This is a genomic window from Achromobacter spanius (assembly GCF_003994415.1).
Taxonomy (GTDB): Bacteria; Pseudomonadota; Gammaproteobacteria; order Burkholderiales; family Burkholderiaceae_B; genus Achromobacter; species Achromobacter spanius_C.
Map to the genome: position 1 here is coordinate 5,742,642 of NZ_CP034689.1, position 26,906 is coordinate 5,769,547.

17 protein-coding genes, 1 pseudogene and 2 riboswitches are annotated in these 26,906 nt (G+C 64.7%); of the genes and pseudogenes, 11 read left to right on the top strand and 7 right to left on the bottom strand.

The genetic code is table 11. The features are described from left to right. Positions 1-58: 58 nt before the first annotated feature. From ELS24_RS26295 to ELS24_RS26340, 10 genes and pseudogenes are all read left to right on the top strand, one after another. The gene (locus ELS24_RS26295) at positions 59-1,384 is read left to right on the top strand and encodes an aspartate aminotransferase family protein (protein ID WP_050448082.1); all 1,326 of its coding nucleotides are present in this window, start codon (positions 59-61) and stop codon (positions 1,382-1,384) included. A gap of 115 nt (positions 1,385-1,499) precedes the next feature. Then, positions 1,500-2,993: a CoA-acylating methylmalonate-semialdehyde dehydrogenase gene (locus tag ELS24_RS26300; protein WP_050448083.1), complete on the top strand. Its 1,494-nt coding sequence runs from the start codon at positions 1,500-1,502 to the stop codon at positions 2,991-2,993. Between the two features lie 140 nt (positions 2,994-3,133). Further along, positions 3,134-4,642: a M81 family metallopeptidase gene (locus ELS24_RS26305; protein WP_127185797.1), complete on the top strand. Its 1,509-nt coding sequence runs from the start codon at positions 3,134-3,136 to the stop codon at positions 4,640-4,642. 81 nt (positions 4,643-4,723) lie between these two features. After that, the gene (locus tag ELS24_RS26310) at positions 4,724-6,289 is read left to right on the top strand and encodes an ABC transporter substrate-binding protein (protein WP_050448085.1); all 1,566 of its coding nucleotides are present in this window, start codon (positions 4,724-4,726) and stop codon (positions 6,287-6,289) included. Between the two features lie 27 nt (positions 6,290-6,316). Then, complete coding sequence (locus ELS24_RS26315; RefSeq protein ID WP_050448086.1) at positions 6,317-7,258, top strand: ABC transporter permease; 942 nt, start codon at positions 6,317-6,319, stop codon at positions 7,256-7,258. A gap of 9 nt (positions 7,259-7,267) precedes the next feature. Continuing rightward, positions 7,268-8,173, top strand: a complete 906-nt coding sequence (locus ELS24_RS26320) for an ABC transporter permease (protein ID WP_127185798.1) — start codon at positions 7,268-7,270, stop codon at positions 8,171-8,173. Beyond that, positions 8,173-9,869: pseudogene (locus ELS24_RS26325) on the top strand (ABC transporter ATP-binding protein). Before ELS24_RS26320 ends, ELS24_RS26325 begins: the two are co-directional and overlap by 1 nt. Before the next feature lie 70 nt (positions 9,870-9,939). Further along, positions 9,940-11,349, top strand: a complete 1,410-nt coding sequence (locus ELS24_RS26330) for an amidase (RefSeq protein WP_127185799.1) — start codon at positions 9,940-9,942, stop codon at positions 11,347-11,349. 30 nt (positions 11,350-11,379) lie between these two features. Beyond that, on the top strand, positions 11,380-12,855 hold the full coding sequence (locus tag ELS24_RS26335) for a M81 family metallopeptidase (RefSeq protein ID WP_127185800.1): 1,476 nt from the start codon (positions 11,380-11,382) through the stop codon (positions 12,853-12,855). Positions 12,856-13,118: 263 nt separating this feature from the next. Beyond that, positions 13,119-15,080, top strand: a complete 1,962-nt coding sequence (locus tag ELS24_RS26340) for a DUF945 family protein (RefSeq protein ID WP_127185801.1) — start codon at positions 13,119-13,121, stop codon at positions 15,078-15,080. A gap of 97 nt (positions 15,081-15,177) precedes the next feature. On the opposite strand, the gene gcvP is transcribed toward ELS24_RS26340, so the two are convergent. The 5 genes from gcvP to ELS24_RS26365 form a co-directional block, all read right to left on the bottom strand. Then, a complete protein-coding gene (gene gcvP / locus ELS24_RS26345; protein WP_100854415.1) occupies positions 15,178-18,051 on the bottom strand; it encodes an aminomethyl-transferring glycine dehydrogenase in 2,874 nt (957 codons plus the stop codon). Positions 18,052-18,126: 75 nt separating this feature from the next. Next, complete coding sequence (gcvH, locus tag ELS24_RS26350) at positions 18,127-18,504, bottom strand: glycine cleavage system protein GcvH (protein ID WP_050448093.1); 378 nt, start codon at positions 18,502-18,504, stop codon at positions 18,127-18,129. 102 nt (positions 18,505-18,606) lie between these two features. After that, positions 18,607-19,707 carry a glycine cleavage system aminomethyltransferase GcvT gene (gene gcvT / locus ELS24_RS26355; RefSeq protein ID WP_127185802.1) on the bottom strand — a complete coding sequence of 367 codons (1,101 nt, stop codon included), beginning with the start codon at positions 19,705-19,707 and terminating at the stop codon, positions 18,607-18,609. A 92-nt stretch (positions 19,708-19,799) separates the two neighbouring features. Beyond that, positions 19,800-19,923, bottom strand: a riboswitch (glycine riboswitch). Positions 19,924-19,956: 33 nt separating this feature from the next. After that, positions 19,957-20,052: riboswitch (glycine riboswitch) on the bottom strand. 115 nt (positions 20,053-20,167) lie between these two features. After that, positions 20,168-21,061 carry a ZIP family metal transporter gene (locus ELS24_RS26360; protein WP_127185803.1) on the bottom strand — a complete coding sequence of 298 codons (894 nt, stop codon included), beginning with the start codon at positions 21,059-21,061 and terminating at the stop codon, positions 20,168-20,170. Between the two features lie 29 nt (positions 21,062-21,090). Next, a complete protein-coding gene (locus ELS24_RS26365) occupies positions 21,091-21,705 on the bottom strand; it encodes a superoxide dismutase (RefSeq protein WP_050448096.1) in 615 nt (204 codons plus the stop codon). A 191-nt stretch (positions 21,706-21,896) separates the two neighbouring features. Between ELS24_RS26365 and ELS24_RS26370 the strand changes: the two genes are divergently transcribed. Beyond that, a complete protein-coding gene (locus ELS24_RS26370) occupies positions 21,897-23,381 on the top strand; it encodes an SPFH domain-containing protein (RefSeq protein WP_083447444.1) in 1,485 nt (494 codons plus the stop codon). A gap of 12 nt (positions 23,382-23,393) precedes the next feature. On the opposite strand, the gene ELS24_RS26375 is transcribed toward ELS24_RS26370, so the two are convergent. Further along, positions 23,394-24,596: an NAD(P)/FAD-dependent oxidoreductase gene (locus ELS24_RS26375; RefSeq protein ID WP_127185804.1), complete on the bottom strand. Its 1,203-nt coding sequence runs from the start codon at positions 24,594-24,596 to the stop codon at positions 23,394-23,396. A 23-nt stretch (positions 24,597-24,619) separates the two neighbouring features. Beyond that, positions 24,620-26,881, bottom strand: a complete 2,262-nt coding sequence (locus tag ELS24_RS26380) for an arginine/lysine/ornithine decarboxylase (protein WP_050448098.1) — start codon at positions 26,879-26,881, stop codon at positions 24,620-24,622. Positions 26,882-26,906: the final 25 nt, after the last annotated feature.

Sequence of the window (26,906 nt, forward strand, 5' to 3'; positions counted from 1 at the left end):
CCCGGCGGCAGCGCCTTTCCCCTTGCCGTGCCGCCGTTTCGTTCTCCCTGGAGCCGCCATGAACGCCCCCGCCAATTTGCCCGACTTGTCCCATCTCTGGATGCCCTTCACTGCCAACAAGCAGTTCAAGGCCCACCCGCGCATGCTGGCAACGGCCAAAGGCATGTACTACACCTCGGCCGATGGCCGGCAAATCCTGGACGGCACCGCCGGCCTGTGGTGCGTCAACGCCGGCCACGGCCGCGAGGAAATCGTCGAGGCCATCTCCCGCCAGGCCGGCATCATGGACTACGCGCCGGGCTTCCAACTGGGCCACCCGCTGGCCTTCGAAGCCGCCACGGCAGTGGCCAGCCTGATGCCCCAAGGGCTGGACCGCGTCTTCTTCACGAACTCGGGCTCCGAATCCGTCGACACGTCCCTGAAAATTGCACTGGCTTATCACCGCGCGCGCGGCGAGGGTCAGCGCACCCGCCTGATCGGCCGTGAACGCGGCTATCACGGCGTGGGCTTCGGCGGCATTTCGGTCGGTGGCATCTCGACCAACCGCAAGACCTTCTCGGGCGCGTTGCTGCCCTCGGTTGACCACCTGCCGCACACCCACAACCTGGAACAGAACGCCTACTCCAAGGGCCAACCCGCCTGGGGCGCCAACCTGGCCGAAGAACTGGAACGCATCGTGGCGCTGCACGACGCGTCCACCATCGCCGCCGTGATCGTCGAACCCATGGCGGGCTCCACCGGCGTGCTGATTCCGCCCAAGGGCTATCTGGAAAAGCTGCGCGAAATTACCTCCAAGCACGGCATCCTGCTGATTTTTGACGAAGTCATCACCGGCTACGGCCGTCTGGGCGCCGCCACCGCATCCGAATTCTTCGGTGTCACGCCTGACATCATCGCCATGGCCAAGGGCGTCAGTAACGCCGCCGTGCCGGCCGGCGCGGTCGCGGTCAAGCGCGAAGTCCACGACGCCATCGTCAACGGCCCGGCGGGCGGCATTGAATTCTTCCACGGCTACACCTATTCGGCGCACCCGCTGGCCGCCGCCGCCATCCTGGCCACCTTGGACATCTACCGCCGCGAAGACCTGTTCGGCCGCGCCCGCAAGTTGTCGGGCGCGTTCCAGGAAGCCGCGCACAGCCTGAAGGGCGCGCCGCACGTCATCGACGTGCGCAACCTGGGCCTGGTTGCCGGCATTGAACTGTCGCCGCGCGCGGGCGCACCCGGCGCCCGCGCTGGCGAAGTCTTCCAGAAGTGCTTCGACAGCGGCCTGATGGTGCGCTATACCGGCGATATCATCGCCGTATCGCCGCCGTTGATCATCGACGAAGCCCAGATCGGCCAGATCTTCGAACAGATCGGGAAGATCCTGAAAGAAGTCGCGTAACACCGATGATGACGCTGCCCTTGCGGTCGCGCCGCATCCACTAACACCTCTTGCGGGCGGCCCTGTGCCGCCCGCAAGAGGTTTTTGAAGAATCCCGCCTAGAAGCCCCCGCACCATGAAGAAGATTCCCCATTTCATCAACGGCCAGCATTTCGATGGCCGCAGCAGCCGCTACGCCGACGGCTTCAATCCGGCCACGGGCGAAATCTGCTCGTCCATTCCGCTGGCGTCCAACGAAGACGTGGCGCTGGCCGTGGCTGCCGCCAAGGCCGCATTCCCGGCCTGGTCGGAAACGCCCGCGCTCAAGCGCGCCCGCATCCTGTTCAACTTCAAGGCGCTGCTGGACCAGCACCAGGACGAACTGGCCGAGCTCATCACCCGCGAACACGGCAAGGTGTTCTCGGATGCCAAGGGCGAAGTCATGCGCGGCATTGAAATCGTCGAATTCGCCTGCGGCATTCCGCAACTGCTCAAGGGCCAGTACTCCGACCAGATCGGCGGCGGCATCGACAACTGGAGCATGCGCCAGGCCCTGGGCGTGGTAGCCGGCATCACGCCGTTCAACTTCCCCATGATGGTGCCGTGCTGGATGTTCCCCGTGGCCATCGCCTGCGGCAACACCTTCGTGCTCAAGCCTTCCGAACGCGATCCGTCGGCCTCGCTGCGCCTGGCCGAGCTGCTGACCGAAGCCGGCCTGCCCGCTGGCGTATTCAACGTGGTGCACGGCGACAAGCTGGCCGTGGATGCGCTCATCAATCACCCCGACGTCGAAGCCCTGTCGTTCGTGGGCTCGACGCCCATCGCCGAGTACATCTATTCCGAAGGCACCAAGCGCGGCAAGCGCGTGCAAGCCCTGGGCGGCGCCAAGAACCATTTGGTCGTCATGCCCGATGCCGATCTGGACCAGGTTACCGACGCCTTGATGGGCGCGGCCTACGGCTCGGCCGGCGAACGCTGCATGGCGATCTCGGTGGCCGTGGCGGTGGGTGACGTGGCCGACAAGGTCGTCGAACGCCTGACTCCCCGCGTGAAGGCGCTGATCGTCAAGGACGGCATGAACGCCGACGCCGAGATGGGTCCGCTGGTGACCGCGCAGCATCGCAACAAGGTCATGGGCTACATCGAAGACGGCATCGCGGCGGGCGCGGACCTGGTCGTCGACGGCCGGGGCCTGACCGTGCCCGGCAACGAAAAGGGCTATTTCCTGGGCGGCACGCTGTTCGACAACGTCAAGCCCGCCATGAACATCTATCGCGAAGAAATCTTCGGGCCGGTGCTGTGCATCGTGCGCGTGCCCGACTTCGCCAGCGCGGTTGAACTGATCAACGCACACGAGTTCGGCAACGGCGTGGCGTGCTTCACGTCGGATGGCGGCGTGGCGCGTGCATTCGCGCGCCAGATCAAGGTGGGCATGGTGGGCATCAACGTGCCGATTCCCGTGCCCATGGCCTGGCATTCGTTCGGCGGCTGGAAGCGTTCGCTGTTTGGCGACCACCACGCCTACGGCGAAGAAGGCATCCGCTTCTACTCGCGCTACAAGAGCGTGATGCAGCGCTGGCCGGACAGCATTGCCAAGGGCGCCGAATTCACCATGCCCGTGGCGAAGTAAGCCACGCGCGCGCCCTTACGTTTTTCATCGCACCGTATTCAAGAAGGATGCATTACCCGGCTTTTGCATAGGGCGCGGCTTCGGCCGCGCCCGGCCAGTACCACGACACAGCAACATCAAACAACACAAGGGGATGCCTGATGCGCATCGGTATAGGCGGCTTTCAGCACGAAACCAATACGTTCGCGCCTTCGCGCGCGACGTGGGAAGATTTTGCCGAGAAAGGCGGCGGCTGGCCAAAACTGGTCAGCGGCCCCGCGATGTTCCAAGCCGTGGCAGGCGCCAACATTCCCGTGGCGGGCTTCATCGAAGCCATGAGCCAGCACACGCTGGTGCCCACCACCTGGGCCGCGGCCAGCCCGTCGGGCCCGGTCACCAAAGACGCTTTTGAACGCATCAGCGCGCTGATCCTGCAAGGCTTGTCCGACGCCTTGCCGCTGGACGGCGTGTACCTGGACCTTCATGGCGCCATGGTCACCGAACACCTGGACGACGGCGAAGGCGAACTGCTCAAGCGCGTGCGCGACCTGGTCGGCCCCGACGTGCCTGTTGTCGCCAGCCTGGACCTGCACGCCAACGTCACGCGCGCCATGGTGCGCCACGCCGACGCGCTGGTCTGCTATCGCACTTATCCGCACATCGACATGGCCGAAACCGGGCAGCGCGCCGCCGCGCTACTGTCCTTGCGGCTGGCTGGCATGCCGCGTCCGTACGCATCCCTGCGCGCCCTGCCCTACCTGATCTCGCTGTGCTGGCAGTCCACCGACATCGAACCCTCGCGCAGCCTGTACGCGCAAGTGGGCGAGATTGAATCGCGCGGCGCCACCAGCTTGTCGTTCGCCACGGGCTTCCCCGCCGCTGACTTTCCCGAATGCGCGCCCACCGTGTGGGCCTATGGCACGACGCAGGCCGAAGCCGATGCCGCCGCCGCTGAAATGGCGCGCGCCGTGCTGAACGCTGAACGCGACTTCGGCGGCAAGCTCTACATGCCGGATGAAGCCGTGGAAGAAGCCATGCGGATCGCGCGCGACGCCAACAAGCCCGTTGTCATCGCCGACGCGCAAGACAACCCCGGCGCGGGCGGCAGTTCCGACACCACGGGCATGCTGCGCGCCTTGATCCGCCATGATGCGCGCGACGCCGCCATCGGCCTGATCGTCGACCCCGCCGCCGCGCTCGCCGCACACCGCGCGGGCGTTGGAAACAAGGTACGGATTGCACTAGGTGGACACTCGGGTATTCCCGACGACGAGCCGCTGGACAGCGAATTCATCGTCGAGAAAACTTCAGATGGACGCTTCGATACGCACGGCGCGTTCTATCGCGGCTTCCACATGGACCTGGGCCCCAGCGCCTGCCTGCGCATCGGCGGCGTACGCATCATCGTCGCGTCGAACAAGGTGCAGATGGCGGACCAGGAGATGTTCCGGTTCGCCGGCGTGGAACCCACGCGCGCCGCGATCCTTGTCGTGAAGAGCTCCGCGCATTTCCGCGCGGATTTCACGGCCATCGCGCAAACGATCCTGGTCTGCGCCGCCCCCGGCTCCATGCTGATGGATGCGGCAAAACAACCATGGACACGGTTGCGTCCCGGTATCAGAATGGCGCCTTGCGGACCGGTGTTTTCCGGCCGGACCGCAACCGCCTGACCCTCGCACGCCGCCATCGAGCGGCGCGTTAACGACGTAGCGGCCGACCGTGCCGCTCACACCGCTTCAAGGGGAATCTCCATGCTCAAGTTTGTTCGAGCGGCCGCGCTGGCCGGTGCAACGTTGATGATGGCTCACGGCGCTTACGCCGAAACCGTCATCAAGTCCGTCATGCACTCGCCGTTGCGCCTGACCGACCCGCACGCCACCACCGCGTACATCACGACGTGGCACGGCTACATGATCTACGACACCTTGCTGGCCACCGACGCCAACAACAAGATCCAGCCGCAGATGCTTGAGAAGTGGGAAGTCTCGCCCGATGGCAAGACCTACACGATGACCTTGCGCGACGGCCAGAAGTGGCACGACGGCAAGCCGGTCACGTCCGAGGATTGCGTGGCGTCCATCAAGCGCTGGGCCGCCGGCGACGGCATGGGCCGCACGCTGCTCAAGTTCACCGACAAGATCGAAGTCATTGACGACAAGAGCTTTCGCATCGTCATGAAAGAACCCACGGACCTGGCGCTGCGCGCCCTGTCCAAGCCCACCGGCACCGCGCCGTTCATGATGCCCAAGCGCATCGCCGAACAGCCCATCGGCAAGCCCATCACCGACATGACCGGTTCGGGTCCGTTCAAGGTTGCCGAATTCAAGCCGGGCGTGAAGACGGTGTACGTGAAAAACACTGACTACGTGCCGCGCAAGGAACCCGCCAGCGGCCTGGCCGGCGGCAAGGTCGTGAACGTGGACAAGGTGGAATGGGACGTCATGCCCGACGCGCTGACCACCGCCAACGCGCTGCTGGGCGGCGAGATCGATTTCGTCGAACAGTTCCCGTATGACCTGTTGCCCATGATTGAAGGCAACCCCGACCTGAAGGAAGAATCGCTCAGCCCGGTCGGCTACTTCACGATGTACCGCTTCAACTTCAAGTACCCCCCCTTCGACAACAAGAAGATCCGCCAGGCCGCCATGTACGCCATCGGCCAGGAAGACGTGATGAAGGCATTGGTGGGCAACCCCAAGTACTGGAAGACCTGCGCATCGCTGTGGGGCTGCGGTACGCCGATGGAATCCGATATCGGCAAGGAAATCGTCGTGCCCTCGAACATCGAGAAGGCCAAGGCGCTGCTGAAGGAAGCGGGCTACGACAACACGCCCATCCTCATGATGCACGCGACCGACGTGGGCACGCTGTCGGCTCAACCGGTGGTAATGGCCCAGGCGCTGCGCAAGGCGGGCTTCAACGTCAACCTGGCCGCGATGGACTGGCAAAGCGTGGCCACGCGCCGCGCCTCGAAGGCCGCGCCAGCTGAAGGCGGCTGGAACATCCACAACACCAACTGGTACGCCACCGACGTGATGGACCCGGTGCGTTCCGCGCCCGCCGCCGCCAACGGCGACAACGCCTGGTTCGGCTGGCCCGACATGCCGAAGGTGGAAGAGCTGCGCACCAAGTTCGCCCTGACGTCCGACCCTGCCGAGCAGAAGAAGATTGCCGACGAACTGCAGCGCATCGGCATCGACGAGGGCCTGTACGTGCCGCTGGGCCAGATGTCCGTGCCCACCGTCTACTCGACCAAGCTCTCCGGCCTGGTGCATGCACCGGTCTTTGCGTTCTGGAACGTCAAGAAAGCTCCTTAAAGGGGCAAGCAGTTCAGGGGGAAATACATGCTGGCATTTGTCTCACGCCGGCTCCTCGCGACCATCCCCGTTCTGGTGATGGTCGCGGTGGTGGTCTTCGCGATATTGCGTTTCAGCCCGGGTGATCCGGCCATCATCATGGCGGGCGACGGCGCCACGCCCGAACGTATCGTCCAGATACGTCAGACGATGGGCCTGGACCAACCGGTCATCAAGCAGTTCGTCATCTGGGGCGGCAGGCTCCTGAAGGGCGATCTGGGCACCTCACTCATGTCCGGCGTGCCGGTCACCAAACTGATTGGGCAACGTCTGGAACCGTCCATGAGTCTGGCGGTACTGACACTGGTCTTCACCTTGCTGGTGGCCATTCCGCTGGGCATCCTGGCGGCTTGGCGGCAAGGCAAGCTGCTGGACCGCGCCGTGATGGGCTTTTCAGTGCTGGGCTTTTCCGTGCCGGTGTTCGTCACGGGTTACCTGCTGATCTGGCTGTTCGCCATCAAGCTGGGCTGGTTCAACGTGCAGGGCTATACGCCACTGGCCAAGGGATTCTGGCCGTATCTGCACCGGCTCATCCTGCCGTCACTGGCCTTGTCCACGGTCTACGTCGCACTGATCGCCCGCATCACGCGCACCAGCGTGATCGAGGTCATGGGTGAAGACTTCATCCGCACCGCGCGTTCCAAGGGTCTGGGTGAAACCGGCGTGCTGCTTGGCCATGCGCTGCGCAACGCCGCCGTGCCCATCGCCACGGTGGTGGGCCTGGGCATTGCGCTCTTGATCAGCGGCGTGGTCGTGACCGAATCGGTGTTCAACATTCCCGGCCTGGGTCGCCTGGTGGTGGAAGCCGTGCTGGCGCGTGACTACCCCGTCATCCAGGGCCTGACGTTGTTCTTCGCGTTCGTCTACGTGTTCATCAATCTGGTTGTCGATTGCGCCTACACGGTGTTCGACCCGCGAATCAGGTACTAGGGCAGAGCCATGCAAACGCCAACCGATGCCGCCGCGCAAGCGGCCGCCGACCTTCCCGGAGGCGGCACTCCTCACGTCACCGCCTGGCGGCAAGTCCGCCAGGGCCTTAAAAGCTGGCCGGTCATGCTGGCGCTGGTGGTGCTGGTCGCCATCGTCGCCATTGCCGTGTTCGCGCCGCTGCTGGGCACGGTGGACCCCACCTTCATCGACCCGGGCTCGCGCCTGAAGCAGCCCTTTACCGACTTCCTGTTCGGCACCGACGCCTTTGGCCGCGACGTCTGGTCGCGCGTGGCCTACGGCGCGCGCATCTCGCTGATCGCGGGCCTGGGCGCCGCGGTCGTCAGCGTCGTCATCGGCCTGATCATCGGCGTCATCGCCGGCTGGTTCCGGTCGCTGGACGGGCTCATCATGCGGACCATGGACGCCATCATGGCGATTCCCGGCATCCTGCTGGCGATTGCCCTGGTGTCCGTCACCGGCGCCAGCATCATGACTGTGCTGATCGCCATCACCATCCCGGAAATTCCCCGGGTGGTGCGGCTGGTGCGCGGGCAGATCCTGACGGTGCGCGGCGAACCCTATGTGGAAGCCGCGCTGGCGCTGGGCACGCCCTTGCCGCTGCTCTTGTGGCGCCACATGGTGCCCAGCACCATCGCGCCGCTGACGGTGCAAGGCACGTATGTGTTCGCCTCGGCCATGCTGACCGAGGCCATCCTCAGCTTTCTTGGCGCGGGCATCCCGCCCGAGATCGCGTCGTGGGGCAACATCATGTCCGAAGGCCGCATGTACTTCCGCATGCTGCCCGGCCTGATTCTCTTTCCCGGCCTGTTCCTGTCGCTGACGGTGCTTAGCGTGAACATCCTGGGTGACGCCCTGCGCGACGCGCTGGACCCGAAAATGGTGCGCAGGATCTGATGCCGATGACCTACTCTCCTACTCCCCCGCGGGCGACACCTCGTCCGCCATCCTGGCCATTCGCAACCTGTCGGTGGAAGTGGCCGGCGCGGGCAACCGCGTCGTGCGCAACCTCAGCCTGGACGTGCACGCTGGTGAAACCGTGTGCGTGGTTGGCGAATCCGGCTCCGGCAAATCGGTCACGTCGCTGGCCGTGATGGGCCTGTTGCCACCCGGCGTCCTGTCGATCAGCGCGGGTTCCATCCGCGTGGAAGGCGAAGACGTCGCCACCGCGTCGCAGCGGCGGCTGCGCGAAATGCGCGCGACCCGCATGGCCATGGTGTTCCAGGAACCCATGACGGCGCTGAACCCCGTGCACACCATGGGCAAGCAGGTAGACGAAGTGCTGCGCCTGCACCGCAAGGGCATGAGCGCCGCCGAACGCCGCGCCAAGGTGCTGGACATGTTCCAGTCGGTGCACCTGCCGGATGTCGAACGCATATTCGAGGCTTACCCGCATCAGCTGTCGGGCGGCCAGCGCCAGCGCATCGTGATAGCGATGGCGCTGATCCTGGAACCCAAGCTGCTGATCGCCGACGAACCCACGACCGCGCTGGACGTGACCACACAAAAGCAGATTCTGGCGCTGATCAAGGAACTGCAGGTCAAGCACAAGACCGCGGTGCTGTTCATCACGCACGACTTCGGCGTGGTGGCCGAGATTTCGGATCGCATCGTGGTGATGAACCGCGGCGACCTGATCGAAAGCGGCACGCGCAACGAAATCCTGGCCGAACCCAAGCAGTCCTACACGCGGCGCCTGGTGTCGTCCGTGCCCAGCCTGGTGCCCAACCGGCGTGACGCGCCCGACGGCCAGCCGGTGCTGCACGTCAAGGGCCTGGGCCGCACCTATGCCGGCAAAAGCTCGCTGTTCTCCCGCACGGCCGCGCAGAACGTCATAGCCGCGTCCGACGTGAACCTGACGCTGCGCAAGGGTGAAATCCTGGGCATCGTGGGCGAATCCGGTTCGGGCAAGTCCACGGTGGCGCGTTGCATCGTGCGTCTGATCGAACCCACGGCCGGCCACATGATGATGGGCGGCGAAGACCTCAGCACGCTGTCCGGCTCGGCCTTGCGCCCGGTGCGCCGCCGCATTCAGATTGTGTTCCAGGACCCCTACCGGTCGCTGAACCCGCGCCGCACGGTGGGTGAATCCATCATCGAAGGCCTGCTCAACTTCGGCATGCCGCGCGACCAGGCCGTGAAGCGCGCGGGCGAAACGCTGACCGTGGTGGGCATGAGCCCCGACGCCATGCGCCGCTACCCGCATCAGTTCTCTGGTGGCCAACGCCAGCGCATCTGCATCGCGCGCGCGCTGGTGATGGACCCGGAAATCCTGGTGGCCGACGAAGCCGTGTCGGCGCTGGACGTATCCGTGCAGGCGCAGGTGCTGGAACTGCTGGAACAGGTGCGTCAACGCACGGGCGTCGGCGTGCTGTTCATCACCCACGACTTGCGCGTGGCCGCGCAGATTTGCGACACCATCATGGTCATGCAGCGCGGCAAGGTCGTTGAAACCGGCTCGGCCGAAACCGTGCTGACCGACCCTCGGCATGAGTACACGCGCACCTTGATCGACGCGGCCCCGGGGCGCGACTGGGACTTCCGCAACTTCCAGCCCGTGGCCACCACGCTGGCGCAAGCCGCCGCATCCTGATGCGCTGGTGTGCTGATGTGCTGATGTCCTGATCACCCGAATTGCCTTCCTTTGCAACACTGGAACCCAGATGTCACAACCGCATGAATTGTCCGCCCAGGAACTGCTGCAGGCGTATCGCGACAAGACCCTGTCGCCGGTCGAAGCCACGCGCTCCGTGCTCGAACACATCGAGCGCTGGGAACCGCACCTGAAGGCCACCTATGCGCTGGACCCCGACGGCGCGCTGGAGATGGCCCGCGCCTCGGAGGCCCGCTGGATGAAGGGCGAGCCGCAATCGGCCGGCGGCTATTCGCTGGACGGCGTGCCCGCCACCATCAAGGAAAACATCGCCACGCGCGGCACGCCCGTGCCCCTGGGCACCGCCGCCACCGAGCTGACCCCGGCGGCTGCCGACGCGCCGCCCGCCGCCCGCATGCGTGAAGCGGGCGCGGTGCTGCTGGGCAAGACCACCATGCCCGACTTCGGCATGCTGTCCTCGGGCCTGTCCAGCTTTCATGAGCTGACCCGCAACCCCTGGGACCTGACGAAGAACCCGGGCGGCTCCAGCGCCGGCGCGGGCGCGGCGGCCGCGGCGGGCTATGGCCCCTTGCACATCGGCACCGACATCGGCGGTTCGGTGCGCCTGCCGGCCGCCTGGTGCGGCATTGCCACGCTGAAACCCAGCCTGGGCCGCATCCCTATCGACCCGCCCTTCATGGGCCGTTGCGCCGGCCCCATGACGCGCACCATCACCGACGCCGCGCTGATGATGGGCGTGCTGTCGCAGCCCGACGCGCGCGACCACATGAGCCTGCCCTTCCAGGACTTTGACTGGCTCAACCTGGCGCAAGACGTCAAGGGCCTGCGCATCGGCCTGCTGATGGACGCCGGCTGCGGCCTGCCGCTGGACCCGGAAGTACGCGACGCCGTGCAAGCCGCCGCGCAAGCCTTCGAGGCGGCGGGCGCCATCGTCACGCCCATGCTGCCTTGGATGACGCCCGACATGCTGGAAGGCGTGGACCGCTTCTGGCGCACGCGATCGTCCATAGACCTGGCCGCGCTACCTGAAGCCCGCCGCGCCAAGATCCTGCCGTTCATCCGCGCCTGGGCGGAAAGCGGTGGCGGGCAGACCGGCGAAGCCGTGTTCAAGAGCTACTACGAAACGCTGAACGTGCGCGCCAAGACCGTGGCCGCCTGCGCGCCTTTCGACTACGTGCTGTCGCCCGTGGCGCCGGTGGTGGCATACAACGCCGAATGGCCGTCGCCCACCAATGAGGTGGCCACCACCATGCACCACATCGGCTTCACGCTGCCCTTCAACATGAGCGAACAGCCCGCCGCGTCCGTCAATTGCGGCTACACCCGAGCGGGCCTGCCAATTGGCCTGCAAATTGCCGGGGCGCGCTTTGACGACCTGGGCGTGTTGCGCGTGGCACGCGCGTGGGAACAGATGCGCCCCGCGCAGCAGCCGTGGCCGCAGCCCCCCAAGACGAACTGAGCTTCCCCTACCCTTTCCACAGGAATTCCCATGCGTTGGCTCTTGGCAATGATCAAGCACGAGACGAATACCTATTCGCCCGTGCCGACCCCGCTGGAACGCTTTTTCCGCGGCAGTCCTGAAATCCTGGCTGGCGAACGCGCCATCAAGGCCTACGAAAACACCGACAGCGGGTTGGGCGGGTATATCGAAGTGGCCCGCCGCGAGGGCGCGGAAATCGTGGTGCCGGTGGCCGCCGAGTCCTGGCCCAGCGGCCCCACCAGCGCCGACACCCACGAACGCCTGTGCAAGCTGGTGCTGGACCAGGTCAAGCTGGGCGGCTTTGACGCCATCTTGCTGGACCTGCACGGCGCCATGGTCGCCGAAGGCGTGGAAGACGCGGAAGGCGATCTGCTGCGCCGCCTGCGTGAAATCGACCCGACCACGCCCGTGGCGGTCACGCTGGACATGCACGCCAACATCTACGACGACATCGTCAACAACGCCACCGTCATCAGCGGCTTTCACACCTATCCGCACGTGGACATCCGCGACGCCGGCGTGCGCGCGGCCAACGTCATCGTCCGCGCGCTCAAGGGTGAAATCAAACCCGTCATGAGCTGGGCCAACAAGCCCATGCTGCCGCACATCATGTGCCAGGGCACGCACGCCGCGCCCAATAAGCCCTTGCAGGAGCGCTGCAAGGAACTGGAAGCGGGCGGCGTGCTGGCGGCGTCGGTCTTCGTGGGCTTTCCGCACGCGGACATCCGCGAAGCCGGCTTGAGCGCCGTCGTCTGTACCGACGGCAACCTGGCCGAGGCTGAGAAACACCGCGACGAACTGCTGGAACGCGCCTGGACAGGCCGCGCCGACTGGGTGTTCCACCCCGAGCCGCTGGAACCCACCATCGCGCGCGCCAAGCAGATCGAACAAGGCCCCGTCGTGTTGCTGGACCACTTCGACAACACCGGCTCGGGCGGCACCATGGACACCACCGCCGTGCTGGCCGAAGTGCTGCGTCAGGAACTGGACAACGTGGTGTTCTACGCCATCTGCGACCCGGACGCGGCGAACGAAGCCGCCGCCGCGGGCGTGGGCAAGACCATCACGATCAAGCTGGGCGGCAAGCTGGCCATGCCCGCCATCAAGCAGCCGAGCGAACCGCTGGAAGTGACGGGCCGCGTCAAGCTGGTGTTTGACGGCGTCTACCTGAACCGAGGCCCCATGTACCGGGGCGTGCGCAACGACACGGGCCTGACCGTCGTCATCGACACCGGTCGGGTCGAGATCGTGGTGGTGTCGCGTCACCAGGAACCCTTTGACATCAACTGCCTGCTGTCGGCCGGCATCGACCCGCTGCAAAAGCGCTATGTCGTATTGAAAAGCCGGGTGCACTGGCGCGCGGGTTTTTCCGACATGGCGACAGAAGTCATCGAATGCACCGGGGTGGGCGTGACCACATCCGATTACAGCCAGCTTGAATTCAAGAACGTGCGCCGCCCGATCTACCCCTTGGACCCGCTGTAAATCACGCTAAAAACAACTGAACCCACGCGATAACCGCGGAATTGTCGACAAAAAGGCCAGCGTTGATCGCTGGCCTTTCATTTTGAAACCTCCCGTAACTGTGCGCACGGTCATGTGTCCCTTCGCGTCGGTATACTCCGCCGCGGGCCCTTACAGGCCGATGAATACGTATACGCCGGCAGCCGCGCGTGGGTAACCACGGCGCGATGGCTCAGTGCCTTGCCTGCCGGGTATGACTCGACAATCAACGAAGAAGCAAAACGATGAAAAAGAGCGTAGCGATCACCCTCGGCGTGGTCATAGTGGGAGCGGGAAGCTGGATAGGCGCCACTTGGTATACCGGCAAACGCATTGAGGAAAGCTCGCAACGCCATCTGGCCGAAGCCAACGAAAAGCTGGCCAAGCTGACGCCGTTGTTCGGTCTGCGCATTGACCAGATCAAGTACGAACGCAGCCTGTTCTCGACCCAGGCGCGCTACGGCCTGTCGCTGGTGAAGAACGACAAGAGCCTGGACGACATGCCCGCCGGCATGATTGAGTTCGACGCGGTCATTGAACACGGCCCCTTCCCCAAGACCGCCCTGTCGCGCGGCGCCCTGGCGCCCAAGCTGGCTTTCGTGCACGCTGAAATCGCCAAGACGGACAACCTGAAGGAAGTGTTCGCCCTGACCAAGGACGTCTCGCCCCTGGTCAGCGACGCCATGATCAGCTATGGCGGCACCACCAGCTCCACATCGAAGATTGCGCCGGTGTCGACGGCCGTGGACGGCAATTCGATCGACTTCAGCGGCATGCTGATCACCGGCACGTTCGACCGTTCGCTGGAAGCCGTCACCGCGCACGGCGTGATGGACAAGCTGGCCATCGACGGCACGAAGAGCAACGACCCGGTCGTCATGGCCATCACCGGCATGACGATGGACGTCAACAGCCGCATGGGCAAGTTCGGCGTGTCCATGGGCGACTCCGATCTGAAGATCAAGCGCGTCGACGTCACCCGCCCGGGCGACGACGTCAAGCTGTCGCTGGACAACTTCGGCTATGGCGTGAAGCTGTCCGAAGACGACAAGGCCATCAACGTTCAAGCCACCTATCAAACGGGCGACATGACCGTGAACGACGTGGCGTTGGGCAACGGCCAGGCCGTGATCAAGCTGGCCAAACTGGACGGCCAGGCCGTCAAGCAACTGTCCGACACCTACAACCAGATGCTGCGCCAACTCATGGGGCATGCTGAAGACGAAGGCCTGAAGGACGAGCAGGTCCAGACCATGCTGGACGCCGCCGGCAAGCTGTTGGCGGGTAACCCGTCGTTCAGCATCGACCCCATCAGCTGGAAAACCGCCAAGGGCGAAAGCAAGCTGAACTTCACGCTGGACCTGGCCAACCCGCCCGACGTGAAGAACCTGACGCCGCAAGAGATCGCCGTCCAGGCCATCAAGCGCATCGACGCCACGCTCATCATCTCCAAGCCCATGGTGCAGGACCTGGCGACGCAGTACGCGATCAAGAAAGAGGGCCTGACGCCCGAGAAGGCAGCCGAAGGCGCGGCGGAAAGCGTGCGCCAGATGTCCGGCATGGCCGAGATGCTCAACGTGGGCAAGAACGACGGCGACAACATCGTCGGCAAGTTCACCTTCGCTGACGGCATGGGCAACTTGAACGGCAAGGAAATTCCCGCCGAAGAACTGTTCAGCGGCCTGCTGGGTGCAACCGGCATGGGCGGCGGCATGGACGACTTTGACGACGAACCGATGCCGGACATGGGCCAGGAAGAACCTGCCGCGGATGCGACGCCCGCCGTCGGCGTGATGCAGGATTTCAGCCTGGACACGGTCAGCAGCCTGCTGGACGACATGGGCATCACCGCCAACAAGCTGGATGGCGACGAAGGCCCCGTGCTGTTGCTGGATGCCGGCAACACCGGCGCCAGCGAGCTGCGCCTGGAATTCCTGTGCAACGACTTCACCGAAAAGTGCCTGGACCTGGTCATGACGGCCACGTACCAGACCAAGAAGCCGATGCCGCTGAAGGCCATCAATAGCTGGAACCAGGAATACCGCTGGACGCGCGCCTATCTGGACGACAAGAACCAGGCCGTGCTGCAGATGGACATGAACGCGGAAGGCGGCATCGGCAAGGACAACCTGCAGATCCTGCTGAATACCTTCATCAGCATCGCCGAAGACTTCAACACGGCGGCGCAGGCAGCGCCGGCCAAGTAAGCCTGATAGCCATCAGGGCAAACGCCCAGCAAAAAGCCTCCATCTTGCGATGGAGGCTTTTTTATCGCCGGGCGCCAAGCACCCGGCTCGCCATGCGTTACGCGTAGGCTTCGATCGGCAGGCAGGCGCAGACCAGGTTGCGGTCGCCGTAGGCGTTGTCCACACGGGCTACCGGCGGCCAGTACTTGGCCTCGCGCAGCGACGCCACCGGGTAGGCGGCCTGCTGGCGCGGGTAGTCGTGCAGCCATTCTTCGGCCAGCAGCATCTGCGCGGTGTGCGGCGCGTTCTTCAGCACGTTGTCGTCGCGGTCACGCTCACCACGCTCAACCTGGGCGATTTCCTCGCGGATGGAGATCATGGCGTCGATGAAGCGGTCAAGCTCGGCCACGCCCTCGGATTCCGTGGGCTCGACCATCAGCGTGCCCGCCACCGGGAAGCTCATGGTGGGCGCGTGGAAGCCGTAGTCCATCAGCCGCTTGGCGATGTCTTCGGCGCTGATGCCGCTGGTTTCCTTCAGCGGGCGCACGTCCAGGATGCACTCGTGCGCCACGCGGCCATTGCGGCCCGCGTACAGCACCGGGTAGTGGTCGCGCAGGCGGGTGGCGATGTAGTTGGCGTTCAGGATGGCCACTTCGGTGGCGCGGCGCAGGCCGTCGGCGCCCATCAGCGCGATGTACACGAACGGAATCGGCAGAATGCCGGCCGAGCCGAACGGCGCGGCCGAGACCGGGCCAACCTTGGCGTCGCCGGGCAGCTTGCCCTGCTCGTTCACCACGCCCGGCAGGTACGGCGCCAGATGCGCGCGCACCGCCACGGGGCCCACGCCGGGGCCGCCGCCGCCGTGCGGAATGCAGAAGGTCTTGTGCAGGTTCAGGTGCGATACGTCGGAGCCGAACTTGCCCGGCTGGGCCACGCCCACCATCGCGTTCATGTTGGCACCGTCCAGGTACACCTGGCCGCCGGCCTGGTGGACCAGATCGCAGATTTCGGTGACGGCTTCCTCGAACACGCCGTGCGTGGACGGGTAGGTGATCATCAGCGCGGCGAGCTTGTCGCCCACCTGTTCAATCTTGGCGCGCAGGTCGGAAAGATCAACGTTGCCGTTGGAATCAGACGCCACCACCACCACGTCCATGCCGGCCAGTTGGGCCGACGCGGGGTTGGTGCCGTGGGCCGAAGCCGGGATCAGGCAGACGTTGCGCTGATGCTGGCCGTTGGCCTGGTGGTAGCCGCGGATGGCCAGCAGGCCGGCGTATTCGCCCTGCGCGCCCGAGTTGGGTTGCAGGCTGATGTTGTCGTAGCCGGTGATTTCGCACAGCGCGGCCGACAGACGGTCGATCAGTTCGTTGTAGCCCTGGCTTTGCGAGGCGGGGGCAAACGGGTGGATCAGCGCGAACTCGGGCCAGGTGATGGGGATCATCTCGGCCGTGGCGTTCAGCTTCATGGTGCACGAACCCAGCGGGATCATCGTGCGGTCCAGCGCCAGGTCCTTGTCGGCCAGCTTGCGCAGGTAGCGCAGCATGTCGGTTTCGGATTGCACGCTGGAGAAAACCGGGTGCTTCAGGATGGCGCTTTCGCGCGCGACCGATGCGGGAATGCCGCTGGCGGCGGCCGCGTCCAGCGCGTCGATGTCGAGTTCGACGTCGTCGCGTTCCAGGCCGGCGGCGAACACGTTGACCAGCGCTTGCAAGTCAGCGACGGTGACGGTTTCGTCCAGCGACACCGCCAGGCGCGCGCCATCGACGCGGCGCAGGTTGATGTGCTCGCACTCGGCGGCGGTCAGGATGGCCGGGGTGGCGGCGCCCGTTTCCAGCAACAGCGTGTCAAAGAACGTGTCGTTGACCACCTTCACGCCCAACTTGATCAGTTCACCACGCAGGATGGCGGTGCTGCGCTGCACGCGCTGGGCGATGCGGCGAATGCCTTCCGGACCATGCCACACGGCGTACATGCCGGCCATCACGGCCAGCAGCACTTGCGCGGTGCAGATGTTGGACGTGGCCTTCTCGCGGCGGATGTGCTGTTCGCGCGTTTGCAGCGCCAGGCGCATCGCCGGGTTGCCTTGCGCGTCTTTCGACACGCCGACCAAACGGCCGGCCATGTTGCGCTTGAAGGAATCCTTGCAGGCCATGAAGCCGGCGTGCGGCCCACCAAAGCCGAACGGCACGCCAAAGCGTTGCGCCGAACCGATGGCGATGTCCGCGCCCCACTCGCCCGGGGCGGCCAACAGGGCCAGCGCCAGCAGGTCGGTGGCACACGCCACCACGGCGCCTTGCGCGTGGGCGGCTTCCGCCAGCTTGCGGTAGTCGGACACGGAACCGGTGCTGTGCGGGTATTGCAGCAGCACGCCAAAGCACTCGGGCAGGCCTTCGGCCTCGTCACCCACGGCGATTTCCAGCCCCAGGCCTTCGGCGCGCGTACGCACGACTTCGATGGTCTGCGGATGCACGTGGCGCGAAATGAAGAACACCGGGCTCTGCGACTTGGCGCCACGGCGAGCCAGCGTCATGGCTTCGGCGGCGGCGGTGCTTTCGTCCAGCAGCGAGGCGTTGGAGATGTCCAGCCCGGTCAGGTCGGCGACCATGGTCTGGTAGTTCAAGAGCGCTTCAAGACGCCCTTGCGAGATCTCCGGCTGATACGGCGTGTAGGCCGTGTACCAGGCGGGGTTCTCAAGAATGTTGCGCAGCACGACATTAGGCGTCTGCGTGCCGTAGTACCCCTGGCCGATGTAGTTGCGAAAGACCTTGTTGCGGCCGGCAATCTGCTTCAGCTCGGCCAGCACGTCGGTTTCGCTGCGCGAGGGCGGCAGCGCCAGCGGGGCCTGGCTGCGGATCTTGGCGGGCACGACTTCGTCGATCAGGGCGTCCAGGCTGGCGCTGCCAATCACTTGGAGCATGGCGGCCTGGTCGGCGTCGGACGGGCCGATGTGGCGGGGGATGAAGTCGGTATGGGTGTCTAGGGCGCGCGACATGGAGAGATCTCGGGGTGGTGGTGCATTTCGCGAGCCGGGCGCGCCACGAGGACGGCGCGCCCGGCTCGAACCGGCTTAACCGTTGGCGACGGCTTCGTAGCCGGCGGCGTCCAGCAGCTTGTCGGCGTCGGCGGCGTTGACCGGCTTGATCTTGAAGATCCAGGTGGTGAAGGCCGATTCGTTGATCAGGCTGGGGTTGTTTTCCAGTTCGTCGTTGAAAGCGACGATTTCACCGTCGACCGGGGCGTAGATGTCGGAAGCGGCCTTGACCGACTCGACCACGCCGGCGGTTTCGCCCGCCTTCAGCTTGGCGCCGACATTCACGTCGCCAACGAAAACCAGGTCGCCCAATTGGTCCTGGGCGGTGTCGGTGATGCCGACGACGAACACGTCGCCTTCAGCTTTGACCCATTCGTGGGACGGGGTGTACTTGCGATCGGTGGGCAGGCTCATGGGAAATCCTCTAGGGAATACGGGGTAGATGAATGGTGTTGCGCGCCTCGCGCGAACGCCGCGTGCGTGAAGGCAGGCGGCCGGTCGCGCGAAGCTTCGAGTTTACGAGTGTTCGACGGCTTTGCCGTTACGAACAAAAGGCAGCTTGCAGACCAGGGCGGGCACCCATTTGCCACGGATATCGACTTCGACCGTGTCGCCCGGACGCACACCTTGCGGCAGGCGGGCAAAGCCGATCGACACGCCCAGCGTGGGCGACATGGTGCCGCTGGTGAGCTCACCCGTGCCGGCGGGTGTGCGCACGGCCATGTGGGCGCGCATCACGCCGCGCTCTTGCAGCTTCAGGCCGACAAAGGCGGCGGGGGTGGCGAATTGTTCTAGCGCGTCGCGGCCGATGAAGCGGCGCTCGGCGTTCTTCAAGGACACGGTCCAGGTCAGGCCGGCCTGGTCGGGCTGGGTCAGCTCGTCCATGTCTTGGCCGTACAGGTTCATGCCGGCTTCCAGGCGCAGCGTGTCGCGCGCGCCCAGGCCCGCCGGGCGTACGCCCTGGGCGGCAAGGTCGCGCCACAGTTGCACGACGTCGGCGGCGGGCAGGACGATTTCAAAGCCGTCTTCGCCGGTGTAGCCGGTGCGCGCAACCAGCGTGTCGTCGCCCACGCGGGCGGCGACGAAGGGAGTCAGGGGTTCGGTAGCGGCCTGCCAGGCCGGGCGCGCGGCCCAGACCTTGGCGCGGGCGTTGGGGCCCTGCACGGCCACCATGGCCAGGTCGCAGCGCGGGGTGATGGCAACGTCAAAATTGCCGGCCTGCTTCACGCGCTGCATCCAGGCCACGTCTTTGTCGGCGGTGCCGGCGTTGACCACCACGCGCCATTCGTCGGCGGCGAAGAAATAGATGATCAGGTCGTCGATAACGCCGCCCTGCGGGTTCAGCATGCAGGAATACAGCGCCTTGCCGGGCACGGTCAGCTTGGCGACGTCATTGGCGACCAGGCGTTGCAGGAAGGCGAAGGCGTCCGGGCCAGCGACATCGACATTCAGCATGTGCGACACGTCGAACATGCCGGCGTCCTGGCGCACCGCGTGGTGCTCTTCAAGCTGCGAGCCGTAGGCCAAGGGCATGTCCCAGCCGCCGAAGTCGACCATTCGGGCGCCGGAAGCGATGTGTTCGTCGGCCAGCGGGGTGCGTTTGAGGGTTGCGGACATGCGCGAGAACTCCGGGACGGCAATGCTTTGCCAGGGTTACGGAATGCCGGTCGTGACAAGGCTGGTTGCGCTTGCACGGCATCGGCTGAATATTCCGCCCCTCTGTCCTTTTGCCTGAGAGTTGCCCCGCGCGTGGCGGGTTTGCACCTTCGGCGCCTGGGCTGCTCGCTGTGTCCCGAATTCGGGGCGGCGCCAGGTCTCTCCAGAGTACTGTTTTGCCTCATCCACACGGTAAAAACCGGGACGGGGCAAGCATGTGCGGTATCGGTTACCTGAGCGATTCTGGGCGAATTGCGCCTTCGGCGGCGGCCCACTGAAACGGCCGCTCTCTCCCGCAAACATGCGTGACAGCGGCGCCAAGCATACAACGAAAACCAGCCCCGGAAAAGCGCGATTTTGGGGCTCGCCCCCTTGGCAAACCACTGCCGGGAAGCCGCGCTCGGCTTGACGCCAGCGGAGGCTATCCCAGCGCCGTGTCCAGCAACATCATCAGCACAAAGCCCAGCATCAGCCCGCAAGTGGCGTAGACCTCGTGCCCCTTGCGGTGCGATTCGGGAATGATTTCATGGCTGATGACAAACAGCATGGCGCCAGCCGCGAATCCCAGACCCCAGGGCAGCAGCATCGCCGACCAGCCCACGATGGCGGCGCCCAGCACGGCGCCCAGCGGCTCGACCAGCCCCGACAACATCCCCAGCGCCACGGCGAAGGTTCGCGTGTAGCCGGCTGCCAGCAACGCCACCGCCACGACCAACCCTTCGGGAACGTCCTGGATGGCGATGCCGGTAGCCAGCGCGGTGCCGGCCACCGGATCGCCGCCCGCAAAGCCGACCCCGATGGCCAGGCCTTCGGGCAGGTTATGCAGGGTGATGGCGATGACGAACAGCCAGGCCCGGCGAATGCGGCGCGACTCGATGCCTTCGCGCCCCTTGATGAAGTGTTCGTGCGGCAGCGTGCGGTCCATGATGAGCAGCACGGCGGCGCCCAACAGAATGGCCGCCCCCACCGTCAGCCCCGCGCCCCACGGGCCCATGCCCTGGCTTTCGGCCGCCGCGATGCCCGGGGCCACCAGCGAAAACGCGCAGGCCGCCAGCATGACGCCAGCGCCGAAGCCGAACATGCTGTCCTGGACCTTTTGCGGAATGGTGCGGGCGAACAGAATGGGCAAGGTGCCCAGCGCGGTGGCGGCGGCGGCCACCAGGCCGCCCAGCAAGGCGTCAGCTACGTGCGGCGCGCGCACATCCAGATAAGCCCACAACTGGTGCAAAGCCAGGCATGACACCAAGACCGCCAGCGTCCAGACACTGATGCTGGTGGCCGCGGGACGCACGCGATGACGACTGAAGGTGTTCATGGGGCGGCTGCCTCCGTCACAGAGCGGGCTTAGCCCTTCGCAGCCGCATAGCGGCGAGCCACTTCGGACCAATTCACGACATTGTAAAAGGCGCCTATGTATTCAGGACGACGGTTTTGGTACTTGAGGTAATAGGCGTGTTCCCAGACGTCCAGACCCAGGATCGGGGTGTTGCCCTGCATCAGCGGGCTGTCCTGGTTGGCGCTGCTTTCCACCACCAGCTTGCCGGCGGGCGTGACCGAAAGCCAGGCCCAGCCGCTGCCAAAGCGGGTCAGGGCGGCTTTGGTGAAGGCCTCGCGGAAAGCAGCCATGCCGCCCAGTTCGGCATCGATGGCGGCGGCCAGCGCGCCATCAGGCTCACCGCCGCCTTCGGGCGACATGACGGACCAGAACAAGCTGTGGTTGGCGTGCCCGCCGCCATGGTTGCGCACCGCGCCGCGTATGGCTTCGGGCAATTGGTCCAGGCGCGCGACCAGGGCTTCAACAGGCTCTTCCGTGCTGATGCCCGCGCTATCCAGCGCCGCATTCAGGCTGGTGACGTAGGTTTGATGATGCTTGCTGTAGTGGATCTCCATCGTCATCGCGTCGATGTGAGGCTCCAGGGCGTCATAGGCGTAGGGCAGCGTCGGAAGGGTATAGGGCATGCATGTCTCCGTGGGACAGGTGCCTTTGCATCGAAAGGCGCCAGTCGAAATCGAAAACATAAATGATATGTATTTTTATTTGATAAAACAATAACGACATTGTCATAAGTCGCGGAATGGTCCCGTCCTATGATCCCGCAGTCCTAGGGCGCCCACCCCGGACGCTTTAACTTCGAGTATCCGCCGTAAACATGATCGAAATTTCCACCACGAGCATCGCAAGCGCTCTGATAGTCCTGTTTCCCCTGGTAGCACTCATCCTCGTTTCCCTGCGCCGCGTTGTGCCCACCAACATGGTGCACATCGTGCAATCCAGCAAACAGACCACGCCTTACGGGCGCGGCAAGTTGGGCGGCAACACCTACTACCACTGGCCAAGCTGGGTGCCGATCTGGGGCGTGGCGGTATCCAAGTTCCCCGAAAGCAACTTCCAGGTCGACCTTAAGGATTACGCTGCCTATGACGCGGCGCGGCTGCCGTTCGAAGTCGACGTAACCGCGTTCTTCCGCATCGAAGACGCCTCGCTTGCCGCCCAGCGCGTGTCCACCTTTGATGTCCTGGTCGACCAGCTTCGCAACGTGGTCCAAGGGTCCGTGCGCAGCGTGCTGGCAACGAACAAGCTGGAAGACATCATGCAGGCGCGAAGCACGCTTGCCGATGCTTTTACCGCGGCAGTCGACACCCAACTGGCCGAATGGGGCGTCAAGACCGTCAAGACCATCGAGTTCATGGACATCCGCGACAGCGCGAACAATAAAGTGATAGACCAGATCATGGCTCGCGAAAAGGCGCGCATAGACCGCCAGAGCCGTGAAGAAGTGGCCGAACACAATCGCGCGGCAACCGAAAAAGAAATCGCCATGAAGCGCGAAATCGACCTTCAACAGCAGAACGCTCGCCAACAGGTCGGCATGCGCAACGCGGAAACCGAACGCGAGGTCGGCATCGCGGAAGAAAAGTCGCGCCAGGCGATTGCATTCGAATCCGTCAGCACGGCTCGAAAGGACATGGAGGTGCAGCGAGTGCGCGACGTACAAACGGCCGAAATTTCGCGCGATGTTGCCGTCGTCAGGGCCGAAGAAAACCGGCAGATTGCCGTGGTCGCCGCCCACGCCGAAAAAGAAGCCCAAATTGCCAAGGCGGAAGGCGATCTGATCTCGGCCACCCGGGAAGCCGAGGGGGTAACGGCGCTTGGCGCCGCAAAAGCGTCAGCGGAGCAAGCCATGCAGGTGGCGCCCGTTGAAGCGCAAATCAAGCTGGCGAAAGAAATCGGGGGCAACGCCGGCTACCAGGAATACCTCATCCGCATCGAACAGGTACGGTCAGGCAAGGATGTCGGCATGGAAATGGCCCGCGCCATGCAGCAAGCGGACTTGAAGGTCATCGCCAATTCGGGCGATATGCAAAACGGCGTCGCCTCACTGGGCGACATGTTCACCCCCGCTGGCGGCACACGCCTGACCGGCATGTTGGCCGCGCTGGCGCAAACACCGGAAGGCGCCGCACTGATTGAAAAGCTGGGCGTCCCGCTGGTAGCCGGCAAGGCGATCAAGGAAGTTTCCGATAGCGCCACACTAGGCGCCGTGGCAGCCGCTGCCATGTCCCACGAAGCAATCTTGACGCCCCCGCCTGCCGCGACGCCTACGGCCGAAGGAGCAATCTGGCGGCAGCGCTGATCTCTGCGCGGTTTACAGCGCCTTGCCGCAGGCCACGCCCGAGGCCCAGGCCCATTGGAAGTTGTAGCCGCCCAGCCAGCCGGTCACGTCGACCGCTTCGCCAATGAAGTACAGGCCGGGCGCGGTCTTGGCCTGCATGGATTTCTGATCCAGGCCACGTGTGTCGACACCGCCACGCATCACTTCGGCCTTCTTGTAGCCGGCGGTGCCGCTGGGCACCAGCGTCCATTGATGGATGTCTTGCGCCAAGGCCCGCAGCGTCTTGTCCGGCGCGTCAGCCAAGCGCATCGCGGCAAGCCCGGGCTTGCCGCCCTGCTCCGCCAGATGCAGCCAACGATCCGCCAGCCGCTTGGGCCACAGCCCAGCCAGCACGGTGTGCAATTGCTGCCGATTGCCCGACTTGGACGCCAGCAGTTCTTCGGCCAGGTCACGGCCCGGGGCCAGGTCAATGACGATGGGTTCACCTGGCTTCCAATAGCTGGATATCTGCAGGATGCCCGGCCCGGACAGGCCGCGATGGGTGAACAGCAGGTCTTCCAGGAATTCACCGCGCGTCTTGCCTTGCCCCGTGTGCAGGCCCACTTCCAGCGCCACGCCCGACAGTTCGGACAGCGCCTGCCATTGTGCGGGGTCAAAGGTCAGCGGCACCAGCGCGGGCCGGGGCTCGACCACCTTCAAGCCGAATTGGCGCGCAATCTTCAAGCCGAAATCGGTGGCACCCAATTGCGGGATCGCCATGCCGCCCGTGGCCACCACCAGCTTGGCCGCGCGGATCACGCCCTGGCTGGTGCGCAACTCGAAACCCTGCTCACCATGGCTGATCTCGGCCACGGAACACCCCATGCGCCACTGCACATTGCCCGCGTCGCACTCGGCGCGCAGCATGTCGATGATGGATTCGCTGGAATCGTTGCAGAACAGCTGGCCACGATGCTTCTCGTGCCAGGCGATGTGGTGGCGCTTCATCAGCGCCAGAAAATCCTGCGGCGTGTAGGCCGACAGTGCCGAGCGGCAGAAATGCGGGTTATCGGACAAAAAGTTGGCGGGTCCGGTCCCGATGTTGGTGAAGTTGCAGCGGCCGCCGCCCGAAATGCGGATTTTCTCGGCCAGGCGCTCGGCGTGGTCGACCAGCACCACGCGCAAGCCGCGTTGCCCGGCCACCGCTGCACACATCATGCCAGCGGCGCCGGCGCCGAGTACGGCTACATCAAACATCAGGACTCCAGACCCGCCGGGTCTTATTCTTCGATCAGGCAATCAACGTAGTAGCGCTTTTCGCCATCGGGACCCACTTCATCGGCCAGGCCGTGAATATAGGTTTCGAAGCCGGGGAAGCGTTCGTTGAATTCACGCGCGAATTGCAGGTACTGCACGATGGTGCGGTTGAAGCGTTCGCCCGGAATCAACAGCGGAATGCCCGGGGGATACGGCGTCAGCAGCACACCCGTGACGCGGCCTTCCAGCTTGTCGATGTCGACACGCTCGACCTCGCGGTGCGCCATGCGCGCAAAGGCGTCCGACGGCTTCAATGCCGGCACCATGTCGCTCAGGTACATCTCGGTGGTCAGGCGGGCGACGTCGCGCGCGCGATAGGCTTCGTGGATTTCCTGGCAAAGATCGCGCAGGCCCATGCGCTCGTAGCGGCGATGCACGCGGCAGAAGTCCGGCAGGATGCGCCACAGCGGCTGGTTGCGGTCGTAGTCATCCTTGAACTGCTGCAAGGCGGTCAACAGCGTGTTCCAGCGGCCCTTGGTGATGCCGATGGTGAACAGGATGAAGAACGAATACAGGCCGGTCTTTTCAACCACCACGCCGTGCTCGGTCAGGTACTTGGACACCAGCGCGGCCGGAATGCCGGTTTCGCCAAAGCTGCCCGACATGTCCAGCCCCGGCGTGATGACCGTGGCCTTGATCGGGTCCAGCATGTTGAAGCCTTCGGCCATTTCGCCGAAGCCGTGCCAGTGGTCGTTGGCTTCCAGGATCCATTCGTCGCGGTTGCCGATGCCTTCGGACACCAGGCGGTTCGGGCCCCAGACCTTGAACCACCAGTCGTTCTTGCCGAATTCCGATTCCACCTTGCGCATGGCGCGGCGGAAGTCCAGCGCTTCGCGGATGCTTTCCTCGACCAGCGCGGTGCCTCCGGGCGGTTCCATCATGGCGGCGGCCACGTCGCACGACGCGATGATCGCGTACTGCGGCGAGGTCGACGTGTGCATCAGGTACGCCTCGTTGAAGACGTTGCGGTCCAGTTTGCGGGTCTCGGATTCCTGCACGATGATCTGCGAGGCCTGCGAAATACCGGCCAGCAGCTTGTGCGTGGAGTGCGTGGCGAAGACCATCGCGTCCTGGCTGCGCGGGCGGTCCTGACCAATGGCGTGCATGTCCTGGTAGAACTCGTGGAAGGACGCGTGCGGCAGCCAGGCTTCGTCAAAGTGCAGCGTATCGACATAGCTGCCGAGCTGTTCCTTGATCATTTCCACGTTGTAGATGACGCCGTCGTACGTGCTTTGCGTCAGCGTCAGGATGCGCGGATTCTTGTTCACCGCTTCGCGCGCGAAGGGGTTGGCTTCGATCTTCTTGCGGATGTTGTCCGGGTGGAATTCTTCCAGCGGGATCGGCCCGATGATGCCCAGGTGGTTGCGCGTGGGGCGCAGGAACACCGGGATCGCGCCCGTCATCGTGATGGCGTGCAGAATCGACTTGTGGCAGTTGCGGTCCACCACCACCACGTCGCCGGCCGCGACGTTGGCGTGCCACACGACCTTGTTGGACGTGGACGTGCCGTTGGTCACGAAGAAGCAATGGTCGGCATGGAAGATGCGCGCGGCGTTCAGTTCGGACTCGGCCACGGGGCCGGTGTGGTCCAGCAGTTGGCCCAGTTCGTCCACGGCGTTGCAGACGTCGGCGCGCAGCATGTTTTCACCGAAGAACTGGTGGAACATGCGGCCCACGGGGCTCTTCAGGAAGGCGACACCGCCCGAGTGGCCCGGGCAGTGCCAGGAATACGAACCGTCTTGCGCGTACTTGACCAGCTCGCGGAAGAACGGCGGGGGCAGCGAATCCACGTAGCTGCGCGCTTCGCGGATGATGTGGCGCGCCACGAATTCGGGGGTGTCCTCGAACATGTGGATGAAGCCGTGCAGCTCGCGCAGGATGTCGTTCGGAATGTGTTCCGACGTACGCGTTTCCCCATACAGGTAGATGGGGATGTCGGCGTTGCGGAAACGCAGTTCACCAATGAACATGCGCAGGTTCTTGATCGCGCTGGCCACGTCCTCGGGCGAGTCCACGTCGAACTCTTCATCGTCGATGGACAGGATGAAGGCGCTGGCGCGGCTTTGCTGTTGCGCAAACGAACTCAGGTCGCCGTAACTGGTCACCCCGATCACCTCGACGCCCTCGGCCTCGATCGCTTCAGATAAGGCACGAATACCCAAACCGGACGCGTTCTCGGAACGGTAGTCCTCGTCGATGATGAAAATGGGGAAGCGAAATTTCATGCAGGCGCTCCTGGGGGCATGGCGG

Excerpts from the sequence above, each read along its gene's own strand:
- gcvP (WP_100854415.1), bottom strand. The coding sequence starts at position 18,051 with ATGTCGCGCGCCCTAGACACCCATACCGACTTCATCCCCCGCCACATC.
- ELS24_RS26335 (WP_127185800.1), top strand. The coding sequence starts at position 11,380 with ATGCGTTGGCTCTTGGCAATGATCAAGCACGAGACGAATACCTATTCG.
- ELS24_RS26365 (WP_050448096.1), bottom strand. The coding sequence starts at position 21,705 with ATGCCCTATACCCTTCCGACGCTGCCCTACGCCTATGACGCCCTGGAG.
- gcvT (WP_127185802.1), bottom strand. The coding sequence starts at position 19,707 with ATGTCCGCAACCCTCAAACGCACCCCGCTGGCCGACGAACACATCGCT.
- ELS24_RS26375 (WP_127185804.1), bottom strand. The coding sequence starts at position 24,596 with ATGTTTGATGTAGCCGTACTCGGCGCCGGCGCCGCTGGCATGATGTGT.
- ELS24_RS26380 (WP_050448098.1), bottom strand. The coding sequence starts at position 26,881 with ATGAAATTTCGCTTCCCCATTTTCATCATCGACGAGGACTACCGTTCC.
- ELS24_RS26360 (WP_127185803.1), bottom strand. The coding sequence starts at position 21,061 with ATGAACACCTTCAGTCGTCATCGCGTGCGTCCCGCGGCCACCAGCATC.
- ELS24_RS26310 (WP_050448085.1), top strand. The coding sequence starts at position 4,724 with ATGCTCAAGTTTGTTCGAGCGGCCGCGCTGGCCGGTGCAACGTTGATG.
- ELS24_RS26320 (WP_127185798.1), top strand. The coding sequence starts at position 7,268 with ATGCAAACGCCAACCGATGCCGCCGCGCAAGCGGCCGCCGACCTTCCC.
- ELS24_RS26370 (WP_083447444.1), top strand. The coding sequence starts at position 21,897 with ATGATCGAAATTTCCACCACGAGCATCGCAAGCGCTCTGATAGTCCTG.
- ELS24_RS26305 (WP_127185797.1), top strand. The coding sequence starts at position 3,134 with ATGCGCATCGGTATAGGCGGCTTTCAGCACGAAACCAATACGTTCGCG.
- ELS24_RS26295 (WP_050448082.1), top strand. The coding sequence starts at position 59 with ATGAACGCCCCCGCCAATTTGCCCGACTTGTCCCATCTCTGGATGCCC.
- gcvH (WP_050448093.1), bottom strand. The coding sequence starts at position 18,504 with ATGAGCCTGCCCACCGATCGCAAGTACACCCCGTCCCACGAATGGGTC.
- ELS24_RS26330 (WP_127185799.1), top strand. The coding sequence starts at position 9,940 with ATGTCACAACCGCATGAATTGTCCGCCCAGGAACTGCTGCAGGCGTAT.
- ELS24_RS26340 (WP_127185801.1), top strand. The coding sequence starts at position 13,119 with ATGAAAAAGAGCGTAGCGATCACCCTCGGCGTGGTCATAGTGGGAGCG.
- ELS24_RS26300 (WP_050448083.1), top strand. The coding sequence starts at position 1,500 with ATGAAGAAGATTCCCCATTTCATCAACGGCCAGCATTTCGATGGCCGC.
- ELS24_RS26315 (WP_050448086.1), top strand. The coding sequence starts at position 6,317 with ATGCTGGCATTTGTCTCACGCCGGCTCCTCGCGACCATCCCCGTTCTG.